The sequence below is a fragment of the Streptomonospora sediminis genome, from assembly GCF_054778995.1.
On record NZ_BAAGYZ010000005.1, the window covers coordinates 288036 to 309019 of the forward strand.

The following is a 20984-nucleotide window of genomic DNA, read 5'->3' on the forward strand; positions in this document are numbered from 1 at the left end:
GGTCGATGCCAGTGGTGCTTCCGCATCCCCCGGCCTCGACCGCGATCCGGCGGGGAAACGGAGGTTCCCCGCTCAGCGGAGCATTCGCGCCGCCTCGGCCGCCCAGTAGGTCAAGATCTGTGCGGCGCCGGCCCGGCGACAGGAGAGCAGGGTCTCCAGGATCACCCGCTCCCGGTCCAGCCAGCCTTTCTCGGCCGCGGCCTCGACCATCGCGTACTCGCCGCTGACCTGGTACGCCGAGACCGGGACCGTTGCCTGGCCGGCCACCCTGGCGATGATGTCCAGGTAGGCCAGCCCGGGTTTGACCATGACCATGTCGGCGCCTTCGGCGATGTCCAACTCCACCTCGCGCAGCGACTCCAACGCGTTCGCGGGGTCCTGCTGGTAGCCGTTGCGGTCGCCGAACCGCGGTGCGCCCTCGGCCGCCTCGCGGAAGGGCCCGTAGAAGGCCGAGGCGTACTTGGCGGCGTAGGCCAGGATCGCCACTTCGGTGTATCCGGCGGAGTCGAGGGCGGCGCGGATGGCGGCGACCTGGCCGTCCATCATCCCGCTGGGCGCCACGACGTCGACGCCCGCGGCCGCCTGGGCCACGGCGATGGCGGCGTAGCGCTCCAGCGTGGAGTCGTTGTCGACCTCGCCCGCGGGGGTGAGCAGGCCGCAGTGGCCGTGCGAGGTGTACTCGTCCAGGCACAGGTCGGCCATGATCACGATGTCGCCGCCGAGGTCGGCGGAGAGGTCGGCCAGTGCCCGCTGGACCACGCCGTCCGGATCATCGGCGCCCGATCCGCGCTCGTCCTTGGCCTCGGGGATGCCGAACAGCATGAGTCCGCCGACACCGGCCGCGGCGGCCTCCTCGGCGGCCTTGCGGACGCTGTCGCGGGTGTGCTGGACGACACCGGGCATGGAACCCACCGGGTTGGGCTCGGCGATGCCCTCCTTGACGAACATCGGCAGGATGAGTTCCTCGGGCCGCAGCCGGGTCTCGGCGACCAGCCGCCGCAGGGCGGGCGTGCGGCGCAGCCGGCGCGGGCGGGCCGCGGGGTACTGGGCGGTCATTGCAGGCTCCAGGTCATACGGTCTTGCGGCGCCGGCCGCGCCGCTTCTGGCTGGGCTTGAGCGCCGGCTTGCCCGCGGCTGCGGCCTCGGCTCGTTGTGCCGCACCGTACTCCGAAAGGGCCTCGGCAAGTGCCGAAACCGAGGTTTTCGGTGCGACGACATCGACGCGCAGCCCGAACTCCTGGGCGGTCTTGGCGGTTTCGGGCCCGATCACCGCGATCACCGTTGTGTTGTGCGGCTTTCCGGCGATCCCCACCAGGTTGCGCACGGTGGAGGAGGAGGTGAACAGCACCGCGTCGAAGCCGCCGCCCTTGATGGCCTCGCGGACCGGTGCGGGCGGCGGCGCCGCGCGCACCGTGCGGTAGGCGGTGACGTCGTCGACCTCCCAACCCAGGCCGGCGATCCCGGACGACAGGGTCTCGGTGGCGATGTCGGCGCGCGGCAGCAGCACCCGCTCGATGGGGTCGAGTTCGGCGTCGTAAGGCGGCCACACCTCGACCAGTCCGGCGCCGGACTGGCTCTCCGGGGGCGGGGTGAGGTCGGGCTGGATACCGAATTCGCGCAGTGCGGCGGCGGTCTGGTCGCCTACCGCGGCGACCTTGACCCCGGCGAAGGCGCGGGCGTCCAAGCCGTACTCCTCGAAGCGCTCCCGGATGGCCTTGACCGCGTTGACCGACGTGAACGCGACCCACTGGTAGCGGCCGGTGACCAGGCCGCGCACGGCGCGCTCCATCTGCTGCGGGGTGCGCGGCGGCTCCACCGAGATGGTGGGCACCTGCTCGGGCACCGCGCCGTAGCCCAGCAGCTGGTCCGACAGCCCGGCGGCCTGCTCCTTGGTGCGGGGCACCAGCACCCGCCAGCCGAACAGCGGGCGGCCCTCGAACCAGGACGGGGCCTTGTCGCCGGTCACACCCTTGCCCATGAGGAACAGGGCGGGCGCGGTGACGTTGTGGCCCTTGGCGTCGGCGGCCTTGAGGTCGGCGGGCAGCCGCGACAGTGTCGAGTTGACGGTGGTCTGCTCGGTGGTGGAACCCATGCGCACGACCGCGACCGGGGTGTTCGCGGGTTTTCCGGCGGCGATCAGGGTCTTGCACAGCTTGTCGAAACCGGGCCCGCTGTGGCGGGCGGCCTCGGTGTCGGGGGAATCGGGGAACATCACGACGAGTCCGGCGTCGCCGTGGGCCAGCCGTTCCCAGTCGAGCCCGGGAGCCATGGCGTCGACGACGCGGGCCTCGCCCACGCCCTCGGGCAGCAGCGGGATGCCGGCGAACGCGGGCACCGCGGTCACCGCCGAAAGCCCGGGCACGACCTCGTACTCCACCTCCGCCTGGCGGCAGGCCGCGGCCAGCTCCGCGCCGCGGCAGCCCAGCAGCGGGTCGCCGCTGTAGAGGCGCACCACCCGCTTGCCTTCGCGGGCGTGGCCCACGGTAACGGCGTCGATCTCGCCGCTGCACTCGGCCGGGTCGATGACGGCGGCGTCCTCGCGGCAGTGCCGCAGCAGGGCCTCGCGGTGCTTGGCCAACTCGGGGCCGGGCTCGCGGAGGTTGACGACGACGTCGGCCTTGGCGAGCGCCGCTGCGCCCCGCAGAGTTAGCAGCTCGGCGTCGCCCGGACCCGCCCCCACCAGGGCGACGTGGCCGCGCGGGGACCCACCCGGTGTGTTCGGTGGTTCCTGGTTTGCGCTCTGCGGATTCACTGTGCGATCGCTCCTTGCTCTAGCCCGGCGGCGCCCCCGTGGAGCGCCGCGGCCGCAGGGTGCGTACCCCCGTGCCCGGCACGCGGCCGCGGCCCCGCGGGCTGTCGGGCGGCGCCGGCCGTGCTCCCCGCCGAACTGCGGCGGCACTTCCAGCGCTCTGCCCTGCGGTTTCCTTCACTCATCGAATGGCGGCGCTACCCCTCCGCGGACGCCTGGGCGACGATGCGGTCCGCCCCTTCGCCGATCATCTCGCGGGCGAGTTCGCGCCCGAGGGAGCCGGCCGCCGCGGCAGGGTCGGTGTCCGGCGCGATCGGAACGGACCGTTCGCGCCGCACGGACTCGCGGCCGTCGGTGGCGACCACTGCGGCGCGCAGCCGCAGCCGGCCGTCGTGGACCTCGGCGTAGGCGCCCACCGGTGCGGCGCAGCCCGCCTCAAGTTCGGCCAGCACCGTGCGTTCGGCGGTGACGGCCGCACGGGTGGGGCCGTGGTCGACGGCGGCGAGGTAGGCGAGGTCGCCGCGGGCGCGGGAGTCGAGGCACTCCACCGCCAGCGCCCCCTGGCCCGGCGCAGGCAGGACCTGTTCGGGCTCGAAGACGTCGGTGATGTCGTCGACGCGGCCGACCCGCACCAATCCGGCGTAGGCCAGCACGACCGCGTCGAGTTCGCCGTCGGCGACCTTGCCCAGCCGGGTGCCGGCGTTGCCGCGGATGGGGACGAAGTTCAGGTCGGGGCGCAGGCTCGCGAGTTGGGCGGCGCGGCGCGGCGAGCCGGTGCCGACCGAGGCGCCGGCGGGCAGGTCGGAGAACTTGCGGCCGTCGCGGGCGCAGAGGGCGTCGCGGGGGTCGTCGCGTTCGGTGACCGCGGCCAGGGTCAGGCCCTCGGCCGGGGTGGTGGGCAGGTCTTTCAGGGAGTGCACCGCGAAGTCGACGCCCCCGGAGGCCAGTTCGTCGCGCAGGGCGTTGACGAACACGCCGGTGCCGCCGAGCTGGGTGAGGTGGGCGCGGGTGACGTCGCCGAAACTGGTGATCAGCTCCAGCTCGACCCCGTTGCCGGTGCGCGCGGTGATGGCGTCGGCCACGGCCTGCGACTGCGCGGTGGCCATCGGGCTGCGGCGGGTGCCGAGCCTGGCCGGGCGGTCGGACACGGTCATCCCTCCTCTCCGGCGGCGGGCTCGGCGCGGGTCACGGCATCGGGGCCGGCCGGGTCGAGGTCGAACAGTTCGCGCAGCGCCGCCTCGTAGGAGTCGCCGTTGGGCCGGGCGGCCAGTTCCTTGACCCGCACGGTGGGCTGGTGCAGCAGCTTGTCGACGACGCGCCGCATGGCGTGGGTGACCTCGCCGCGGGTCTTGTCGTCGAGGTCGGGCAGGCGGCCCTGCAGCCGGGTGAGCTCGGACTCCATGACGGTGCGGGCCTTGCTGCGCAGCGCCACGACGGTTGGGGCGACGAGTTCGGCGCGGCGCACGCTCTGGTACTCGGCGACCTCTTCGTCGACGATCCCGCGGGCCATCGAGATGGCGCCGGAGCGCTCGCCGGAGTCGTCGGGGTCCTCGGTGACCGCCTGGCGCAGGTCCTCGATGTCGACGAGGTCGACCCCGGGGATGTCGCGCACGGCGGGGTCGATGTCGCGGGGCAGCGCAAGGTCCAAAAAGACCAGGGGGCGGCCGCCCGAGCGGGCGGCGGGCTCGACCTGGTCGCGGGTGAGCACGAGCCCTTGGGCGCCGGTGCAGGAGATCACCAGGTCGGTTTCAGGCAGCGCCTCGGCGGCGGAGTCGAAGGCGACGGCGCGGCCGTCGATGGGCTCGTATGCCTCGGTGAGGCACTCGGCCAGGCGCAGCGCGCGGTCGTGGGTGCGGTTGGCCACGGTCACGCGGCCGGCGCCCTGGCGGGCGACGGTGTTGGCGGCGAGCGCGCTCATCGATCCGGCGCCCAGCACGAGCACCCGCAGGCCGGTGAGGGGCTGGGGGCCGGGCAGTGCGGCGGCGACCTCGTCGGCGGCGGAGGCCGAGGCGCCGGAACCGGTGCCGGCGGCGGAGCCCGCCACGGGGCAGCCGGCGGCAGTGGCGGTGCCGGCGGCCGCGGGGGCATCAGCGGGCGCGGGGCCCGCCGGTGCGGCGCCGAACCGCCGCAGTGCGACGTCGAGCCCGAACCCGACCATGTCGGCGCCCGCGTGGTCGAGGTGGGTCTCGGTGTGGGCGCGCTTGCCCACGCGCAGCGCCCGCTGGCCGAGATCGTTGAGCACCCGGCCGAGGGTTCCGGCCTGCTGCGCATCCTTGATCGCGTTGCGGACCTGGCCGAGGATCTGGCCTTCGCCCACGACCATGGAGTCGAGCCCGCAGGTGACGGAGAACAGGTGCTGGACGGCGCGTTCCTCGTAGTGCACGTAGGCGTGCCGGGAGAGCTCGCTGAGGGAGACGCCGCTGTGCCAGGAGAGGAGTTCGGTGACGGCCGCCATGGCCGGGTGGAACTTGTCGACATCGGCGTAGACCTCGGTGCGGTTGCACGTCGAGACCATCAGCACCTCGTTGATCGAGGGCGCCGACACCAGTTCGGACATGACCTTCAGCCGCGCCTGCCCCTCCAAGGCGACGCGCTCCAGTAGCGCCACGGGCGAGCTTCGGTGGCTCACCCCTACTGCGAGGACACTCATGTGCACTCCAATGCGCGGGCTGCATTGCGCTGCTTTAGTACCTGCGGCGCCGCCCGCGCGAACGGGCGCGCCCTGTGCTGTGGCCCTGCTGCCCCGGGCTCGGCCGCGCTCACACCGGCCCCTTCCCGAACGGGTCGAGACCGGCGTAGCCGTCGGCCTTGCGCTGCTCGTGGAAGGCCAGGATCTGCAGCTCGATGGACAAGTCGACCTTACGCACATCAACGCCCGGAGGCACATTGAGGACCACCGGCGCGAAATTCAGCACGCTGGTGACGCCGACCTCGACGAACCGGTCGCACACGTCCTGCGCTGCCGCTGCAGGCGTTGCGATCACGCCGATCGAAACGTTCTCGTCGGCGACAACGCGCTCCAACGTGTCGATATGCCCGACCGACAGCCCGGCGACCGTGTCGCCGAGCACCTTGACGTCGGCGTCCAGCAGGGCGGCGATGCGGAAACCGCGGGTGCCGAAGCCCCCGTAGTTGGCCAGTGCGCGGCCCAGGTTGCCCACGCCCACGATGGCCACCGACCAGTCCTGGGTGAGACCAAGTTCACGCGAGATCTGGTAGATGAGGTACTCGACCTCGTAGCCGACACCGCGGGTGCCGTAGGAGCCCAGGTGCGACAGGTCCTTGCGCAGCTTGGCGGAGTTCACACCGGTGGTCTCGGCCAGGTGTTCGGAGGAGACCGTGGGGATCCCGCGTTCGTCCAGCGCCTGGAGTGCGCGCAGGTAGACGGGGAGCCGGGCGACGGTCGCCTCCGGTATGCCCCGGTCTCGGGGCCGTGGTGCAGGGGGGGTCACTGGCCTAGGCTCCTGAGCGGCGATCGTCACTGCCGGATCGGTGGCTCAGGCCAACCGCGGAAACGGGGCCGCCGTGCGAGGACGGTCGCCTATCCCCCCGGCCGGACTGGATGCCGTTTTTCAGATTACGCCCTTGTGAACACGCGCACAAAGTGGGGTGCACCGCCGCGGCGCTCCCCGCTTCGGCGCCGGCGCAGCCTCAGCGGCGCAGCCGCACTCCGGTGAACAGGGCCGATGCGGCCGATGGCGGCGCCGGGCCGCCGGCGCCTGCCGCCGCGGGCGGCCGGTCCGGGCCCCCCGCGCGGCCGGAGCCGGTCACGGCGCCGTGCTCGGCGCGGCCAGTGCGGCGCGCAGCCGCTGCTCGTCGACCCGCCAGAAGTCGTGCTGGGCGCCGTCGATGAATGTCACCGGGATCTTGTCCCAGTAGTCGTCGCGCTCGGCGGCCGGTGCCGCGTCGAGGTCGCGCACCTGCACCGCCGCACCCGTCTCGGCGCAGACGCGCTCGATGGTGCGCAGCGCGTCCTCGCACAGGTGGCAGCCCGACCTGCCCAGCATGGTCACGGTGCGGCCCGCTGCGGAGCCGGTTCCGGTAGCGGTTCCGGCTCCGCCGCCGGGGTCCGTGGGGTCGGCCATTGCCGCTCCGCCTTTCTGCTGCGTGGTGGTGGCTGCGGTGACCGCGGTGGCCACCGCGTATCCGCTGCGCGGCGGGGGCGCAGCGGCCGGCGGCCACGGAGCCCGGGCACCGGCCGTTCGGTCCGTTCCGCGGGTGCTCAACCGCCGGCGAAGGGCGGCAGCACCTCGATGACATATCCCTCGTCGAGCCCTACGTCCGCATGCGGGCGGGTACCCACCGGGTACTCGTCCACGACGAACGACGAGCGCTCCAGCACCCGCAGCAACCTGTCGTCGCCGCTGCGGGCCGAGCGTACCGACTCCAGGACCTCCGCCAGCGTGGCACCGGTGACCGGCTCCTCGGCGCGGCCCGCCGCGTCTTTGGCCGCGGCCCAGTACCGGATGGTTCCATTCACCATCTGTTGATTATCCTTGAAGGTCTCGGAGGCAAACACTTCATTATTTCTCCGCCGGGGGCAATGGCGCCTTCGACCACCGCCACGCGCGGGTTGACGGGAAGAGACACATGAGCCATCTCCTGCTGCTGACGAACTCCAACGAACCGTCGGATCATGTTCTGCCCGCCCTCGGACTCCTCCTGCACTCGGTCCGCGTCGCACCCGCCGAGGCCGGCGCGCTACTGACCGCGGGAACGGACCGTTCATCGAGCACGCCCGTCGACGCCATTCTCGTCGATGCGCGCAGCGACCTCGCCTCGGTGCGCAACCTCTGCCGCCTGCTCGACACCACCGGGCTCGACTGCCCGCTGCTCGTGGTCCTCACCGAGGGCGGCGTGGCCGCTCTCACCCCCGACTGGCAGGTCGACGACTTCCTACTCACCACCGCCGGCCCCGCCGAGATCGAGGCCCGGCTGCGGCTGGCCATCGGCCAGGCCGAGGCCGGCTCCGACGACCCCGATGAGATCCGCCGCGGCGACCTCGTCATCGACGAGGCCACCTACATCGCCCGGCTGCGGGGCCGCATCCTCGACCTCACGTTCAAGGAGTTCGAGCTGCTGAAGTTCCTCGCTCAGCACCCCGGGCGGGTTTTCACCCGGGCACAGCTCCTCCAGGAGGTGTGGGGCTACGACTACTTCGGCGGCACCCGCACGATCGACGTCCATGTGCGGCGGCTGCGCGCCAAGCTCGGCAGCGAGTACGAGTCGCTGATCGGCACCGTGCGCAACGTCGGTTACCGCTTCGTGCCCGACCCCGCCACCAAGACGGGCGGCGAACAGGCAGCGGCGGCGCCCGAGGACAACGACGACCTCGGCGCGCCCGCACGGACCGCACCCACCCAGGGCTGAGGCTTCCCGCTCTTCCCCGCGAGCGCCGCCGGTGCCCCGACTCGCAGGGGCACCGGCCGAGCTCGGAGCGGTCGGCTGCGGTCTTCCGCGGTTCCGGACCCGCCGCGGCGCGCATGCGCCCGGTAAATGAGAACCCCGCCGAGCCGGGTCTCGTACGGCGGCGTCCGATTGTTTAGGATGCATGAGGCAGTCGGCGTGTGGTGACCGCCCCCACGCTCCCAGTGGTCGCCGTGTCGCCCTCTTCCGCACCTGCGGCACCCTGAGCAAGGAGGCCACGTCCATGCACCGCGGAAAGCGGTTCGCGACCGCCCGCTTCCCCCTGCCCTGGCGCTTGGCCGCCGCAGTCCCCCTTGGCACGCTGTTCGCGGGCTCCGGGCTGGTGGGTCTGCCCGCTCCGGCGGCGGCCGCCGCCGATCCCGCGGCGCCCGTGCTCACGTTCACACCCGCGTTCGTCTCGGTCTCGCCGGGCGAGTCCGCCACAACGGCCGTGCACATCGCGGCGGGGGCCACCGATAACCAGGTCTGCCTGTACGGCCTTGAGGTCGACAGCGGGTTCAGGGTCACCTCCGAACCCGGGCCGAACACGCCGGCCACCGCGATCATCACCGGTGAGCCCGACACCACGGCCGAGGTCACCGCCACCATCACCTACTCCGAGGCCGAGCAGGGCACCACCTGCCCCGATTCGCCCGCGGATGCCGCCACCGCCCGGTCGCAGGCGCCGTTCATCGCGGCGGTCGAACCCGAGACCCCCGGTCCCACACCCTCCGACCCCCCGACCTCCGAACCGCCGCCGGAAGAATCGCCGCCGCCGGAGGAGTCATCTCCGCCGCCGGAAGAATCGGCACCGCCACCGGAAGAATCGTCGCCACCGGAGGAATCGGCACCGCCGTCCACCTCGCCCACCGGGAACTCGCCCACCGCCACGGGCGGCTCCGGCGGCCAAGACGGCGGAGGCGGCCAGGGAGACCAAGGCGGCCAGGACGGCGGGGGTACGGCCGGCAGCGGCGGCGGGCAGCAGCACCGCAACGACGGCGGCGGCAGCGGCTCCGGGGGCGGCGCCTCCTCGGGGGGAATCGGTTCCGGCTCCGGCAGCGGCGGCAGTCCCTCCTCCACCGCTCCGGTCGACAACGACGCCCCGGCCGATCCCGGCGGCGGAGCGATCCGCCCCGACCCGCCCACCGGCGCACCCGACCTGCCCGGCCTCGACTCCCCGCCCGAAGACGGCCCGCTGTCCCCGTCCGAAGGCGGACCACTGGCCGACCTCCCCTCCGTCGAACCGGGCGAGAACGACGACTCCGCGGGCACCACCGAAGTCGCCTCCCGCCAGGAGACCCCGGCCTCGATGGTCACTCCGGCCGTACTCGTGCTGTTCCTGCTGTTGCTGCTGCTGTTCTCGACACCGCTGGCGCCCTCGCGTCGGGTCCGCCTGGGCCCGAACACCTACAAGGGCCGGCGCCGCAAGGACTGACTCAACCGCCGACCGAGGGGCGCGCCGATCCCCCTCTGCGGCGAGTGCGCTTTGCTCCGCCCGGGCGGGGCAAACCGGCCGCCGGACATTAGGCTCGGAGCCATGACCCACGTGCGCACCACCGAGACCCTGTCGACCGACGAGGCCGCGGCCGTGATCGCGCTGGCCGAGGCCGCCGGCGGCTACGACGGCGTCCCTGCGCTCTCCGAGCAGACCCTGCTGCGCATCCGCAACGGGGCGCCCCAGGGCAGCGCAAGGTTCCACCTCGCATCCGAACCCGTGCCCTCCGCGGATCCCACGGGCGCGCCCGTCGGAGCACCCGCGCAACTGGTCGGCTTCGCCTTTGCCGCCCGCACACCCGGCGAACCCGACGCCGCCGAACTGGTCGTCGCGCCCGAACAGCGGCGCAAGGGCCACGGCGCGGCCCTGCTGCGCGCCCTGTCCGGCGACGCGCCCGGCGAAGGGCTGCGGGTGTGGGCGCACGGCCGCACAGAGGGCGCGGTGGCGCTGGCCCGGTCCGCGGGTTGGAACCAGGTGCGCGGGTTGCTGAAAATGCGGATGAACCTGCGCGGCGGGTCCGCGGCGCAAGGGCCCGGCGGCGCCGCCCTGCCCGAGCCGGTGCTGCCCGATTCCATCGGTGAACGGCTGGTGGTCCGCGCGTTCCGGCCCGGCTCCGACGAGCAGGCGTGGCTGGAGACCAACGCCGCCGCGTTTTCCGACCACCCCGAACAGGGCGGGCTCACACTCGCCGACCTGCACGAACGCGAAAACGAGGATTGGTTCGACCCCGAGGGTTTCTTCGTTGCCGAGGACACCCGCACCGGCGGCCTGGCCGGGTTCCACTGGACCAAGGTGCACGCCGACGGCGCCGGGCTCGCCGACGAACCGGTGGGCGAGGTCTACGTGGTGGGGGTCGCCCCGGCCTGGCGGCGTACCGGCCTGGGCCGCGCGCTGACCTTGGTGGGGCTGCGCCATCTGCACGCACGCGGCCTGCCGTGGGTGCTGCTCTACGTCGATGAGGAGAACCGGGCGGCCGTCCGGCTGTACGAATCGCTGGGCTTTTCCGTGTGGGATGCTGACGTGATGTACGCCGCAGGTTGAGCGCCCCCGATCCGGCGCCCCCGACCCGACCTGCGCAGACATCCGGACCCCGCGCACACACCGTCACCGGTTGCGGATGGGCGGTCAGGATTCCAGGTCACCACGGCGTGTCGGCGTGACATCAGCGTGACCTTGGTGTGGTTAACCCCACAGCCATCGAAGGTCCGCCTCTTCTTCGTAGAGTCTGGCCCCGGCGTTCATTCTGCGTTCACCCTGCTTGGGAGCTCCCGTCACTTCGCGTGCTTACCTTCGCATTTGGCGAGGTCATCGACCGGGCTCGCCCAAAGGTGACGAAGTCCAACCGGAAGGACATCGGGGCTGTGAAGCTCTCCAAGTACAGCCAGTTCGCGGGGATTGCACTCGCCGGCACGCTTGCACTGACCGCTTGCGGTAGCGACCAGGCGGTGGACCCGCAGAACCAGCAGGCCGCCGGCAACGTCGACTGCGTCGACGGCGGCGGCACGCTCTCCGGGGCAGGCGCAAGCTCGCAGGAAAACGCCATGGCGGCCTGGAAGGCGTCCTGGGAGGGGGCCTGCGAGGGCTCCGTCGTGCAGTACGACGCGGTCGGCTCGGGTGCGGGCCGCTCCCAATTCATCAGCGGCGGGACCGCCTTCGCGGGCTCCGACGCCGCGCTCGACGAGAAGGAGACCAAGGACGCCACGGAGCGCTGCAACGGCTCCGAGGTCGTCAACCTCCCCGCCTACATTTCCCCCATCGCCGTCGTCTTCAACTTGGACGGCGTCGGCAAGCTGAACATGACCCCCGAGGTCATCGCCGACATCTTCAACCAGGAGATCACCTCCTGGGACGACGACGCCATCGCCGAGCTGAACCCCGACGCCGACCTCCCCAGCGAGGACATCGTCCCGGTCAACCGCTCCGATGAGTCCGGCACCACCGAGAACTTCGTCGCCTACCTCTCCGAGGCCGCGCCCGACGCCTGGCCGCACGAGGTCAGCGGCAACTGGCCGACCGACCCGGTCGAGGCCGCGCAGGGCTCCAGCGGTGTCGTCCAAGCCGTCGAGGGCGGCCAGGGCACCATCGGCTACGTCGACGCCTCGCACGTCGGCGAGCTGGGCACCGTTGCGGTCGGCTCCGGTGACGAGTTCACCGAGTTCAGCCCCGAGGCCGCCTCCGCGATCGTCGACGCTTCCCAGCCGCGTGACGAGAACACGGAGAACGACCACGCCATCGACCTGGACTACACCACCGAAGAAGCCGGTGTGTACCCGATCGTGCTGGTCTCGTACCACATCGCCTGCATGGAGTACCAGGAGCAGACCGACGCCGACCTGGTGAAGAGCTTCCTGAGCTACGTCGTCAGCGAAGAGGGCCAGCAGGCCTCGGCCGAAGAGGCCAGCTCCGCGCCGATCAGCCAGGAGACCCGCGACTCGCTCCTCGGCACCATTGAAAAGATCTCCGCGGCTTCCTAGTCACGGGGCCGCAGATGCCGTCCGTCGGGGCGGGGCACGCACTGGGTGCGCGCCCCGCTCTTGGCGGTTCCGGCTCCGGGGGCGCCGCCCCACTGCGCGGCGCACCGGCCCCAACACCGCACCACTCCGGCACAACCAGCACAATGTCTCCCGGCGTCGCACGCCGTCACCCGCTAACCGGCTGTGCACGGCTCGCGCCGCAGCTCCGTTCGCCCGGTGGCGAACCATGACCGAACTCAACCGGAGCCATACATGACAACCACGGACTCGTCTGAAAAGGCCGAAGTCCCCAAGGGCAGGCGTCGGCTGGGCGACCTGCTCTTCGCCAATTCCGCCCGAGGAGCGGGGCTGCTGATCCTGGCGATCCTCGCGGGCGTCGCCATCTTCCTGCTCGTGCAGTCGTTCAGCTCGCTCTCCGCGAACGAGGCGAACTTCCTGACCACCTCCGAGTGGAGCCCGGAGGTCGAGCCGGGCAACGGTGTGCAGTTCGGGGTCGCCGCGCTGGCCTTCGGCACCGTGCTGGCGGCGATCATCGCGCTGGTGCTGGCCACGCCGGTCGCCGTCGGGATCGCGCTGTTCATCGTCTACTACGCACCCCGCCGGCTCGCCTCGCTGCTGGGCTACATCGTCGACCTGCTGGCGGCCATCCCCAGCGTCGTCTACGGCCTGTGGGGCGTCGTCTACCTGGTCAATGAACTGCAGCCCTTCTACAAGTTCATCGAGACGTACCTGGGCTGGATCCCGCTGTTCGCCGGCCCGGTCTCGCCCACCGGGCGGACGATGCTCAGCGCGGGCATCGTGCTCGCGGTCATGATCCTGCCGATCATCACCGCCATGGCGCGCGACGTGTTCCACCAGGTGCCCCAGGCCCACCGCGAGGCGGCGCTGGCGCTGGGCGCCACCCGCTGGGAGATGATCCGCACGGCGGTGCTGCCCTTCGGCCGCCCCGGCGTCATCGGTGGCGCCATGCTCGGCATGGGCCGTGCACTGGGCGAAACGATGGCCGTGGCAATGATCCTCTCGCCGGAGCTGGTCATCTCGCCGTTCCTGCTGCAGAGCGGCAACCAGACCATCGCCGCGCACATTGCGCTGCAGTACCCCGAGGCCAACGGCGAGGGCGTGTCCGCGCTGATCGCAGCGGGCCTCGTCCTGTTCGCGATCACCCTGGCCGTGAACATGGCTGCCCGCTTCGTCGTCTCGCGGCGCAAGGAGTTCACCGAATGACAACCACGACCCAGCAGGCCCCCTCCGACAGCTCCGGCGAGGGGCCCAAGGCAAAGACCGAGGGGCTGTACACCCGTTCGCTGCCGGGGTACTTCCCGCCTGCTCTGCTCGCGGCCTGCGTACTCGTTGTCGCGGGCGCCTTCTTCGCGCTCGGCTCCTTCCACCCGGCCCCGGTCGTGGTGCTGGCGGCCGTGCTGTACCTGGTGGCGGTCACCGCCGTTTCCGCGACGGTCGAGAACGGCCGCCGCGCCGCCGACCGGCTCGTCACCGGAGTCGTCTACTGCTGCTTCACCATCGCGATGGTTCCGCTGGTGTCGCTGCTGACGACCGTGGTGCTCAGCGGTATCGAGCGGCTCGACTGGTACTTCCTCACCGTGTCGATGAACGGTGTCATCCCCAGCATGGACGCCGGCGGCGTTTACCACGCCATCATCGGCACGCTGGTGCTCACCCTGCTGGCCACCGTGATCTCGGTGCCGATCGGGCTGATGACGGCCGTCTACGTGGTCGAGTACGGCCGGGGCCGGCTCAAGCAGCTCATCACCTTCTTCGTCGACGTCATGACCGGTATCCCCTCGATCGTGGCCGGGCTGTTCGTCGTCGCCCTGTGGATCATGCTGTTCGGTCCCGGCGAGACCAACGGTCTGGCCGGTGCGATCGCGCTGTCGGTGCTGATGATCCCGGTCGTGGTGCGCTCCAGCGAGGAGATGCTGCGGCTGGTGCCCAACGAACTCCGCGAAGCCTCCTACGCGCTGGGCGTGCCCAAGTGGCTGACCATCGTGAAGGTGGTCCTGCCGACCGCCGTGGCCGGGCTGACCACGGGAATCATCCTCGCGCTCGCCCGTGTTATCGGTGAGACGGCACCGCTGATCCTCACCGCCGGGATGGCCTCCACCCGGATCCAGGCCAACCCGCTTGAGGGCGACATGATGAGCCTGCCGGTCTACATCTACAAGGCGGTTCGCGACATGGGCCTCTCCGGCGAGGCGGGCGTCTACGCCGAGGAGCGCGCATGGGCGGCGGCGCTGACACTGATCATCCTGGTGATGCTGCTGTTCCTCGCGGCGCGCCTGGTGTCGCGCTTCTTCTCGCCGCACACCCGCTGAGCCCGCACCGACTCGACCAGCACGATCAACTCTGACTGAGGACAACCAGTGGCCAAGCGAATCGACGTCTCCGACCTGAACGTCTACTACGGCGACTTCAAGGCGGTCGAGGACGTGACCATGACCGTCGAGCCGCGCTCGGTGACCGCCTTCATCGGCTCGTCGGGCTGCGGCAAATCGACCTTCCTGCGCACCCTCAACCGCATGCACGAGGTCACCCCCGGCGCCCGTGTCCAGGGCAAGGTCATGCTGGACGACCTGGACGTCTACGACCCCTCCGTCGACCCCGTGGCGGTCCGCCGCGAGATCGGCATGGTCTTCCAGCGCGCCAACCCGTTCCCGACGATGTCCATCTACGACAACGTCATCGCCGGGGCCCGGCTGAACAACCAGCGGATGAGCAAGCGCCGCTCCGACGAGGTCGTCGAGCGGTCGCTGCGCGACGCCAACCTCTGGGAAGAGGTCAAGGACCGGTTGCACAAGCCCGGTGCGGGTCTCTCCGGCGGTCAGCAGCAACGCCTGTGCATCGCCCGCGCCACAGCGGTGGAGCCGGCGGTGCTGCTCATGGACGAGCCCTGCTCGGCGCTCGACCCCATCTCCACGCTGGCGATCGAGGACCTCATCGCCAAGCTCAAGGAGAACTACACGATCGTGATCGTGACGCACAACATGCAGCAGGCGGCGCGCGTCAGCGACCGCACGGCGTTCTTCAACCTGGCGGGCACGGGCCAGCCGGGCCGGCTGATCGAGATGGGCGACACCAACAAGATCTTCACCAAGCCGGACGAGAAGGAGACCGAGAACTACATCACCGGCCGGTTCGGATAAGGGCCGGCCCGGGCGCCGACCCGGGCCCGGGAACCATTGGGCGGCGGCGGAGCTGACACGGCTCCGCCGCCGCTGCTGCCATATCCGTGCGTCCGCCGCACCGCCGCACCGCGCCGGAACGCTAAACCGGCAGCGCCGTGCTCACCAGAACGTAGGCCGCGGCGGCGATGAGGGCGGCTCCGGGCAGGGTGGCCAGCCAGACCGTGACGATGTTGCCGGCCACGCCCCAGCGGATCGCCGAGAGGCGGCGGGTGGCGCCCACGCCCACGATGGCCGAGGTGATCAGGTGGGTGTTGGAGACGGGCACCTGCCAGATGAACGAGGTCGCATACGAGACCGCCGCCACCGTGCTCTCCGCGGCGAAACCGCGCGGCGCGTCCAGCTGGATGACCCGCCGGCCCAGGGTCCGCATGATGCGCCAGCCGCCGGTCAACGTGCCCAGGGCCATGGCGCCTGCGGCGGCGCACACCGCCCACAGCGGCACGTCGTAGGAGGTCTGGTAGCCGGTGGCGACCAGTGCCAGGACCACCACGCCCATGGTCTTCTGCGCGTCCTGCAGCCCGTGGCCGAGCGCCATGGCCGCCGCTGAGGCGCTTTGGGCGATCTTGAAACCGCGGTTGACGCGGCGCACGTGGGTGCGGCGGAAGACCCACAGGATCGCGACCATGGCCGCGAAGCCGAGCAGCCCGCCGATCAGCGGCGAGAGAACCATCGGCAGTGCGAAGTCGGTGCCCACGCCGCGCCACTGCACGGTGGTGGTCGAGGCCAGTGCCGCACCGATCATCCCGCCGACCAGCGCGTGGGAGGACGACGAGGGCATGCCCTTGTACCAGGTGGCGACGTTCCACACGATCGCGCCGATCAGCGCGGCCAGCAGCACGGACAGGCCGGCACTGCCCTCGGGGGGATTGATGATGTCGCGGCTGATGGTGCGCGCGACGCCCTCGCCGAGGAAGGCGCCGATGACGTTCATGCACGCCGCCATGATCACGGCGGCGCGCGGGCCGAGCGCCCGGGTGGAGATGGCGGTCGCCAGGGAGTTGGGGGCGTCGTGGAAGCCGTTGGTGTATGCGAACACCAGCGCGGCGACCAGGACCGCGCTCAGCGAAACGGTTTCGAGGGGCACGTTGCAGCCAAGCGTCGAAAACGGGAGAGTGTCAGGATTCCTTCACCGCGATGCTCTCGACCGTGTTGGCGACGTGTTCGAAGGCATCTGCGGCGGTCTCCAGCTCCTCGATGACGTCCTTGAGTTTGAGCACCGTGAGCGCGTCGTACTCGCCGCTGAACAGGTTGGCGAGCAGGCGGCGGTAGATCTGGTCGGCCTGGTTCTCCAGTTGGTTGATCTCGATCCAGTACCGGGTGAGGTCCTTCATGGAGCGCAACCGGGGCATCGCCTCGGCGGTCAGCTCCGCGGCACGTTCCAGTACCTCGATCTGGTCGATGATCCCCTTGGGCAGGCGATCGAGCCCGTATAGCCCGACGAGGTCGACCGCCGCGTCCATGGAGTCCATCACGTCGTCCAGCGACGACGCCAGGCGGTAGATGTCCTCGCGGTCGAAGGGCGTGACGAAGCTCTCGTTGAGCCGCCGCATGATCGCATGGGTGCGGTCGTCGCCGGCGTGCTCGCAGGCCCGCATCTTTTCGGCAATGGCCTCGCGATCGGCGCCTTCGCTGATGAGTTCCACCAGTAGGCGCGCGGCGATGACGAGGTTGTTCGCGGAGTCGGCGAACATCTCGAAGTAGCTGTCATCACGCGGAGTCAGGCGCAGACGCACATCTATCTCCCGAAGTGCGGTGGTCGTCCTCAGGGATGTTATTGGCACTAACCGGGCAAAATGGTCACAACTGGACGGCAGGCGTGACCGCACGGCACCCCCGTACCGCGACTCGGGGGCGGTTCACTCCTTGTTCAGTTGAACTCCGCCGACAGCTGCGAAAGCCGACGTAGTGGAGCATTCATCCTATCCTTGCCACCCCGGCACGTACCCAGATACCGAGGCCGACCCCAGTCGCGGACACCCCGCGATAGAACTTCGCGAACGGGACGTAAATCACAGTAGAACACCGGCCCTACCGCCCGCCACGGTCTACAGGTCACTACAGGGGAACGGTCTGTTCACACTGCGGTCGCCGTGTTTTCCCTCGACCGACAGTTTCCCTGGGTCCGGGGTATTCGGCAAGCTTTGCCGCGCAATGCCCCATCGGCGTGCCTCGCACCCCTTCGCCGCCCCGGTGACCGGCGCCGTCCCGCCGCGTTCCCGCAGCTGCGCCCCGCCCACCCTCCCGCAGTCCCGTGCCCCTTCTTGCGGCCGCCCCGCCCGGAAGCGGCGCGCACCACCGGCGGGCGGCGCCCCTGCCTATGCTCGAAGGCATGCCGTCCAAGCCCACCGCGGCCCACCGGCGCCTCGCCGCCCTGCGCGCCGCACTCGACGCCCAGCTCGCCGCGCTGGGCGAACCGCCCCACTCCGGGCCCGACCACCCCTCGCTCGTGCTGAGCACCTGCACAGAGGCGGTGCTGCGCGCCCGCAGCCGCGGCGCCGCACCCGTGCCCTCAGCGGTCAAGGCGGCGGTGCGCGGCACCCTGGCCGAGCTGGCCGAGCGCGCGCCCGGACACAGTCTGGAGGTACGCGTGCCACCGCACGGAGCGGTGCAGGTCATCGAGGGTCCGCGCCACACCCGCGGCACGCCGCCCGGAGTCGTCGAGACCGGCCCGCTGACCTGGCTGGCCCTGGCCGCAGGCGCCATGACCTGGGACGCAGCCGTCGCCGAGCACGCCGTGTCCGCCAGCGGCGCCCGCGCCGACCTGTCCCCGCTGCTGCCGCTGTGGACGCCCACCGCGAACCCGGTGGACACGGGTCCGGTGTTCAGCGACTAGGCTGAGAAACGTGGCGCAACCCGACGGCCGGCTCACCATGGACCTTGACCCGCAAGAGCGCGCACCAGCCGACGCCTGCGGAGTCTTCGGGGTCTGGGCTCCCGGCGAAGAAGTCAGCAAGCTCACCTACTTCGGCCTCTACGCATTGCAGCACCGCGGCCAGGAATCCGCGGGCATCGCGCTCAGCGACGGCGAGCGCATCGTGGTCTACAAGGACATGGGCCTGGTCTCCCAGGTCTTCAACGAGGCCACGCTCGATTCCCTGCACGGGCACCTGGCCATCGGCCACTGCCGTTACTCCACCACCGGATCGCCGGTGTGGGAGAACGCACAGCCGACGTTCTACACCGCGCGCCAGGGCGGCCTGGCTCTGGGGCACAACGGCAACCTGATCAACACCCCCGAACTCGCCGCCATGCTGCCCGGCGACCGCCGCGGAGCCACCACCGACACCGAGGTGCTCACCGGCCTGCTGGCCGACAACCCCGACCGCAGCACCGAGGAAGCGGCGATGGAGCTGCTGCCGCGGGTGCGGGGCGCGTACTCGCTGACGTTCATGGACGAGTCCACGCTCTACGCCGCCCGCGACCCGCAGGGCATCCGCCCGCTGGTGCTGGGCCGGCTGGAGCAAGGCTGGGCCGTGGCCAGCGAGACCGCCGCCCTCGACATCGTCGGCGCCACCTACGAACGCGAGATCGAGCCGGGCGAGCTGATCACGGTCGACGAGCGCGGTGTGCGCTCGCAGCGGTTCGCGGTAGCCGAGCCAAAGGGCTGCCTGTTCGAATACGTCTACCTCGCCCGGCCCGACACCACCATCGCCGGGCGCAACGTCAACTCCTCGCGGGTCGAGGTCGGGCGCCGCCTGGCCAAACAGCACCCGACAGAGGCCGACCTGGTCATCCCGGTCCCCGAGTCCGGCACGCCCGCAGCCGTGGGCTACGCCGACGGCAGCGGCATCCCCTTCGCCCAGGGCCTGGTCAAGAACTCCTACGTGGGCCGCACCTTCATCCAGCCCAGCCAGACCCTGCGCCAGCTCGGCATCCGGCTCAAGCTCAACCCGCTGCGCGAGGTCATCGAGGGCAGGCGGCTGGTCGTTGTCGACGACTCCATCGTGCGCGGCAACACCCAGCGGGCGCTGGTGCGGATGCTGCGCGAGGCCGGGGCCGCCGAGGTGCACGTGCGCATCTCCAGCCCTCCGGTGACCTGGCCCTGCTACTACGGTGTCGACTTCGCCACCAAGGCCGAACTGGCCGCGGGCAACCTGTCGTCCGAGGAGATCCGCGCTTCCATCGGCGCCGACTCCCTGGCCTTCATCGGCCTGGACGAACTCGTCGAGGCCACCGAGGTCCCCAAGGACCGGCTGTGCCGCGCCTGCTTCGACGGCATCTATCCGATCGAGGTCGACAAGGACTCCCGCGGCAAGTACCTGCTGGAGAACTCCTACGGCAACGCAACGGAACGGCCGCTGGCAGGGCGCGGGCAGCGCTGATCGCACGCCGCCGCCCCGATCGCCGGGGCGGCGCCCGCTGCGGCTCCGCGCCCGCTGCGGCGCCGCAGCGGGCGCGGGCCGGCCCGCCCTGCTTCCCCTCACCGCAAACCCCACGGCACGACCGCAGCCGCACCGCACTGCAGTCCCAACCGCACTACGGCAGCACCGCAACACCGCAACGAGCTGAGAACGAGCTGAGAGGTATCGCGTGGCAGAGGGCGCCAACACCACACCGGCCTACGCCGCCGCCGGTGTCGACATCGACGCCGGCGACCGCGCGGTCGCGCTGATGAAGCAGCATGTCGGGCGCACCCGCCGCCCCGAGCAGGTCGCCGACGCGAGCGGTTTCGCCGGGCTGTTCCGGCTCGACACGGCCAAATACCGTGCGCCGCTGCTGGCCACCTCCACCGACGGTGTGGGCACCAAGGCGCTGATCGCCCAGCGCTTCGACCGCCACGACACAATCGGCCTGGACCTGGTCGGGATGGTCGTCGACGACCTGGCGGTCTGCGGCGCCGAACCGCTGTTCATGACCGACTACATCGCCTGCGGCAAGGTGGTGCCCGAGCGCATCGCCGAACTCGTCGCGGGCATTGCCGAAGGCTGCCACCAGGCCGGATGCTCGCTCATCGGCGGCGAGACCGCCGAACACCCCGGCGCCATGCGGCCCGACGAGTACGACCTGGCCGGCGCGGGCACCGGGGTCGTCGAAGAGGACGCGGTACTCGGCCCGCAGCGGGTCCGCGAAGGCGACTCCGTCATCGCGATGGCCTCCTCGGGCCTGCACTCCAACGGGTACTCGCTGGTGCGCCGCATCATCGACGAGGCGGGGCTGCGGCTCGACACCCGCGTGCCCGAGTTCGGCACCGCACTGGGCGAGGAGCTGCTGGCGCCCACCCGCATCTATGCCCGGGACTGCCTGGAGCTGGCGGCGGCGACCGACGTGCACGCCTTCGCCCACATCACCGGGGGCGGACTGGCGGCCAACCTCGCGCGGTCGCTGCCCGAGGGCCTCGACGCCGTTGTGGACCGCACCACCTGGACGCCGCCGGCGGTGTTCTCGTTCGTCGCCGAGCGCGGCGCCGTGGCCCAAGCCGACATGGAGGCGACGTTCAACATGGGGGTGGGCATGGCCGCCATCGTGCCCGCAAATTCGGTCGACGCGGCGCTGGCCCAGCTCAACGAGCGGGGAGTGCCCGCTTGGACCGCAGGCACGATCGTGGCCGGCACCGGGGATGCGCGCCTTGACGGTGCCTACGCCTGAGGCCGGGCAAGAGCAAGGGCGCAAACATAGCCGGTTCGCGCCACCGAAGCGGCGCGAACCGGCTATGTTTCAAT

General features: G+C 71.3%; 19 protein-coding genes. 10 read left to right on the top strand and 9 right to left on the bottom strand.

Going from position 1 to position 20984, the window contains the following annotated elements; translation table 11 throughout:
• Positions 1-72: 72 nt before the first annotated feature.
• From hemB to ACYVD5_RS01925, 7 genes are all read right to left on the bottom strand, one after another.
• Complete coding sequence (gene hemB / locus ACYVD5_RS01895) at positions 73-1056, bottom strand: porphobilinogen synthase (RefSeq protein WP_460999087.1); 984 nt, start codon at positions 1054-1056, stop codon at positions 73-75.
• Positions 1057-1069: 13 nt separating this feature from the next.
• Positions 1070-2752: a bifunctional uroporphyrinogen-III C-methyltransferase/uroporphyrinogen-III synthase gene (locus ACYVD5_RS01900; RefSeq protein WP_460999088.1), complete on the bottom strand. Its 1683-nt coding sequence runs from the start codon at positions 2750-2752 to the stop codon at positions 1070-1072.
• Between the two features lie 194 nt (positions 2753-2946).
• Complete coding sequence (gene hemC / locus ACYVD5_RS01905) at positions 2947-3903, bottom strand: hydroxymethylbilane synthase (RefSeq protein ID WP_460999089.1); 957 nt, start codon at positions 3901-3903, stop codon at positions 2947-2949.
• Entirely contained in the window at positions 3900-5399 is a 1500-nt protein-coding gene (locus tag ACYVD5_RS01910) for a glutamyl-tRNA reductase (RefSeq protein ID WP_460999090.1), read from the bottom strand. Before ACYVD5_RS01910 ends, hemC begins: the two co-directional genes overlap by 4 nt.
• Positions 5400-5508: 109 nt before the next feature.
• Positions 5509-6201, bottom strand: coding sequence for a redox-sensing transcriptional repressor Rex (locus ACYVD5_RS01915; RefSeq protein ID WP_460999091.1), 693 nt, complete (start codon positions 6199-6201; stop codon positions 5509-5511).
• A 315-nt stretch (positions 6202-6516) separates the two neighbouring features.
• Positions 6517-6756 (bottom strand): glutaredoxin family protein, encoded by a 240-nt coding sequence (locus ACYVD5_RS01920; protein WP_460999251.1) that lies wholly within the window; start codon positions 6754-6756, stop codon positions 6517-6519.
• A gap of 215 nt (positions 6757-6971) precedes the next feature.
• The gene (locus tag ACYVD5_RS01925) at positions 6972-7232 is read right to left on the bottom strand and encodes a MoaD/ThiS family protein (protein ID WP_460999092.1); all 261 of its coding nucleotides are present in this window, start codon (positions 7230-7232) and stop codon (positions 6972-6974) included.
• 107 nt (positions 7233-7339) lie between these two features.
• On the opposite strand from ACYVD5_RS01925, the gene ACYVD5_RS01930 reads away from it, so the two are divergent.
• The 7 genes from ACYVD5_RS01930 to pstB all read left to right on the top strand — a co-directional run bounded on the left by ACYVD5_RS01930 (position 7340) and on the right by pstB (position 15282).
• The gene (locus ACYVD5_RS01930; protein ID WP_460999093.1) at positions 7340-8119 is read left to right on the top strand and encodes a winged helix-turn-helix transcriptional regulator; all 780 of its coding nucleotides are present in this window, start codon (positions 7340-7342) and stop codon (positions 8117-8119) included.
• Positions 8120-8399: 280 nt separating this feature from the next.
• Positions 8400-9590: a hypothetical protein gene (locus ACYVD5_RS01935; protein ID WP_460999094.1), complete on the top strand. Its 1191-nt coding sequence runs from the start codon at positions 8400-8402 to the stop codon at positions 9588-9590.
• 102 nt (positions 9591-9692) lie between these two features.
• The gene (mshD, locus tag ACYVD5_RS01940; RefSeq protein ID WP_460999095.1) at positions 9693-10691 is read left to right on the top strand and encodes a mycothiol synthase; all 999 of its coding nucleotides are present in this window, start codon (positions 9693-9695) and stop codon (positions 10689-10691) included.
• A 320-nt stretch (positions 10692-11011) separates the two neighbouring features.
• Entirely contained in the window at positions 11012-12124 is a 1113-nt protein-coding gene (pstS, locus tag ACYVD5_RS01945) for a phosphate ABC transporter substrate-binding protein PstS (protein ID WP_460999096.1), read from the top strand.
• 252 nt (positions 12125-12376) lie between these two features.
• A complete protein-coding gene (gene pstC, locus ACYVD5_RS01950) occupies positions 12377-13348 on the top strand; it encodes a phosphate ABC transporter permease subunit PstC (RefSeq protein ID WP_460999097.1) in 972 nt (323 codons plus the stop codon).
• Positions 13345-14454, top strand: coding sequence for a phosphate ABC transporter permease PstA (pstA, locus tag ACYVD5_RS01955; protein ID WP_460999098.1), 1110 nt, complete (start codon positions 13345-13347; stop codon positions 14452-14454). Before pstC ends, pstA begins: the two co-directional genes overlap by 4 nt.
• 48 nt (positions 14455-14502) lie before the next feature.
• Positions 14503-15282, top strand: coding sequence for a phosphate ABC transporter ATP-binding protein PstB (gene pstB, locus ACYVD5_RS01960; RefSeq protein WP_460999099.1), 780 nt, complete (start codon positions 14503-14505; stop codon positions 15280-15282).
• Positions 15283-15403: 121 nt separating this feature from the next.
• Here the strand turns inward: pstB and ACYVD5_RS01965 are convergent, their stop codons facing one another.
• Positions 15404-16408 (bottom strand): inorganic phosphate transporter, encoded by a 1005-nt coding sequence (locus tag ACYVD5_RS01965; protein ID WP_460999100.1) that lies wholly within the window; start codon positions 16406-16408, stop codon positions 15404-15406.
• 31 nt (positions 16409-16439) lie between these two features.
• Positions 16440-17057 carry a DUF47 domain-containing protein gene (locus tag ACYVD5_RS01970; protein WP_460999101.1) on the bottom strand — a complete coding sequence of 206 codons (618 nt, stop codon included), beginning with the start codon at positions 17055-17057 and terminating at the stop codon, positions 16440-16442.
• A gap of 596 nt (positions 17058-17653) precedes the next feature.
• Here ACYVD5_RS01970 and ACYVD5_RS01975 point away from each other — a divergent pair.
• The 3 genes from ACYVD5_RS01975 to purM all read left to right on the top strand — a co-directional run bounded on the left by ACYVD5_RS01975 (position 17654) and on the right by purM (position 20910).
• A complete protein-coding gene (locus tag ACYVD5_RS01975) occupies positions 17654-18157 on the top strand; it encodes a sterol carrier family protein (protein ID WP_460999102.1) in 504 nt (167 codons plus the stop codon).
• Positions 18158-18194: 37 nt separating this feature from the next.
• Complete coding sequence (gene purF, locus ACYVD5_RS01980; RefSeq protein WP_460999252.1) at positions 18195-19646, top strand: amidophosphoribosyltransferase; 1452 nt, start codon at positions 18195-18197, stop codon at positions 19644-19646.
• A 208-nt stretch (positions 19647-19854) separates the two neighbouring features.
• Positions 19855-20910 (top strand): phosphoribosylformylglycinamidine cyclo-ligase, encoded by a 1056-nt coding sequence (gene purM / locus ACYVD5_RS01985; RefSeq protein WP_460999103.1) that lies wholly within the window; start codon positions 19855-19857, stop codon positions 20908-20910.
• Positions 20911-20984: the final 74 nt, after the last annotated feature.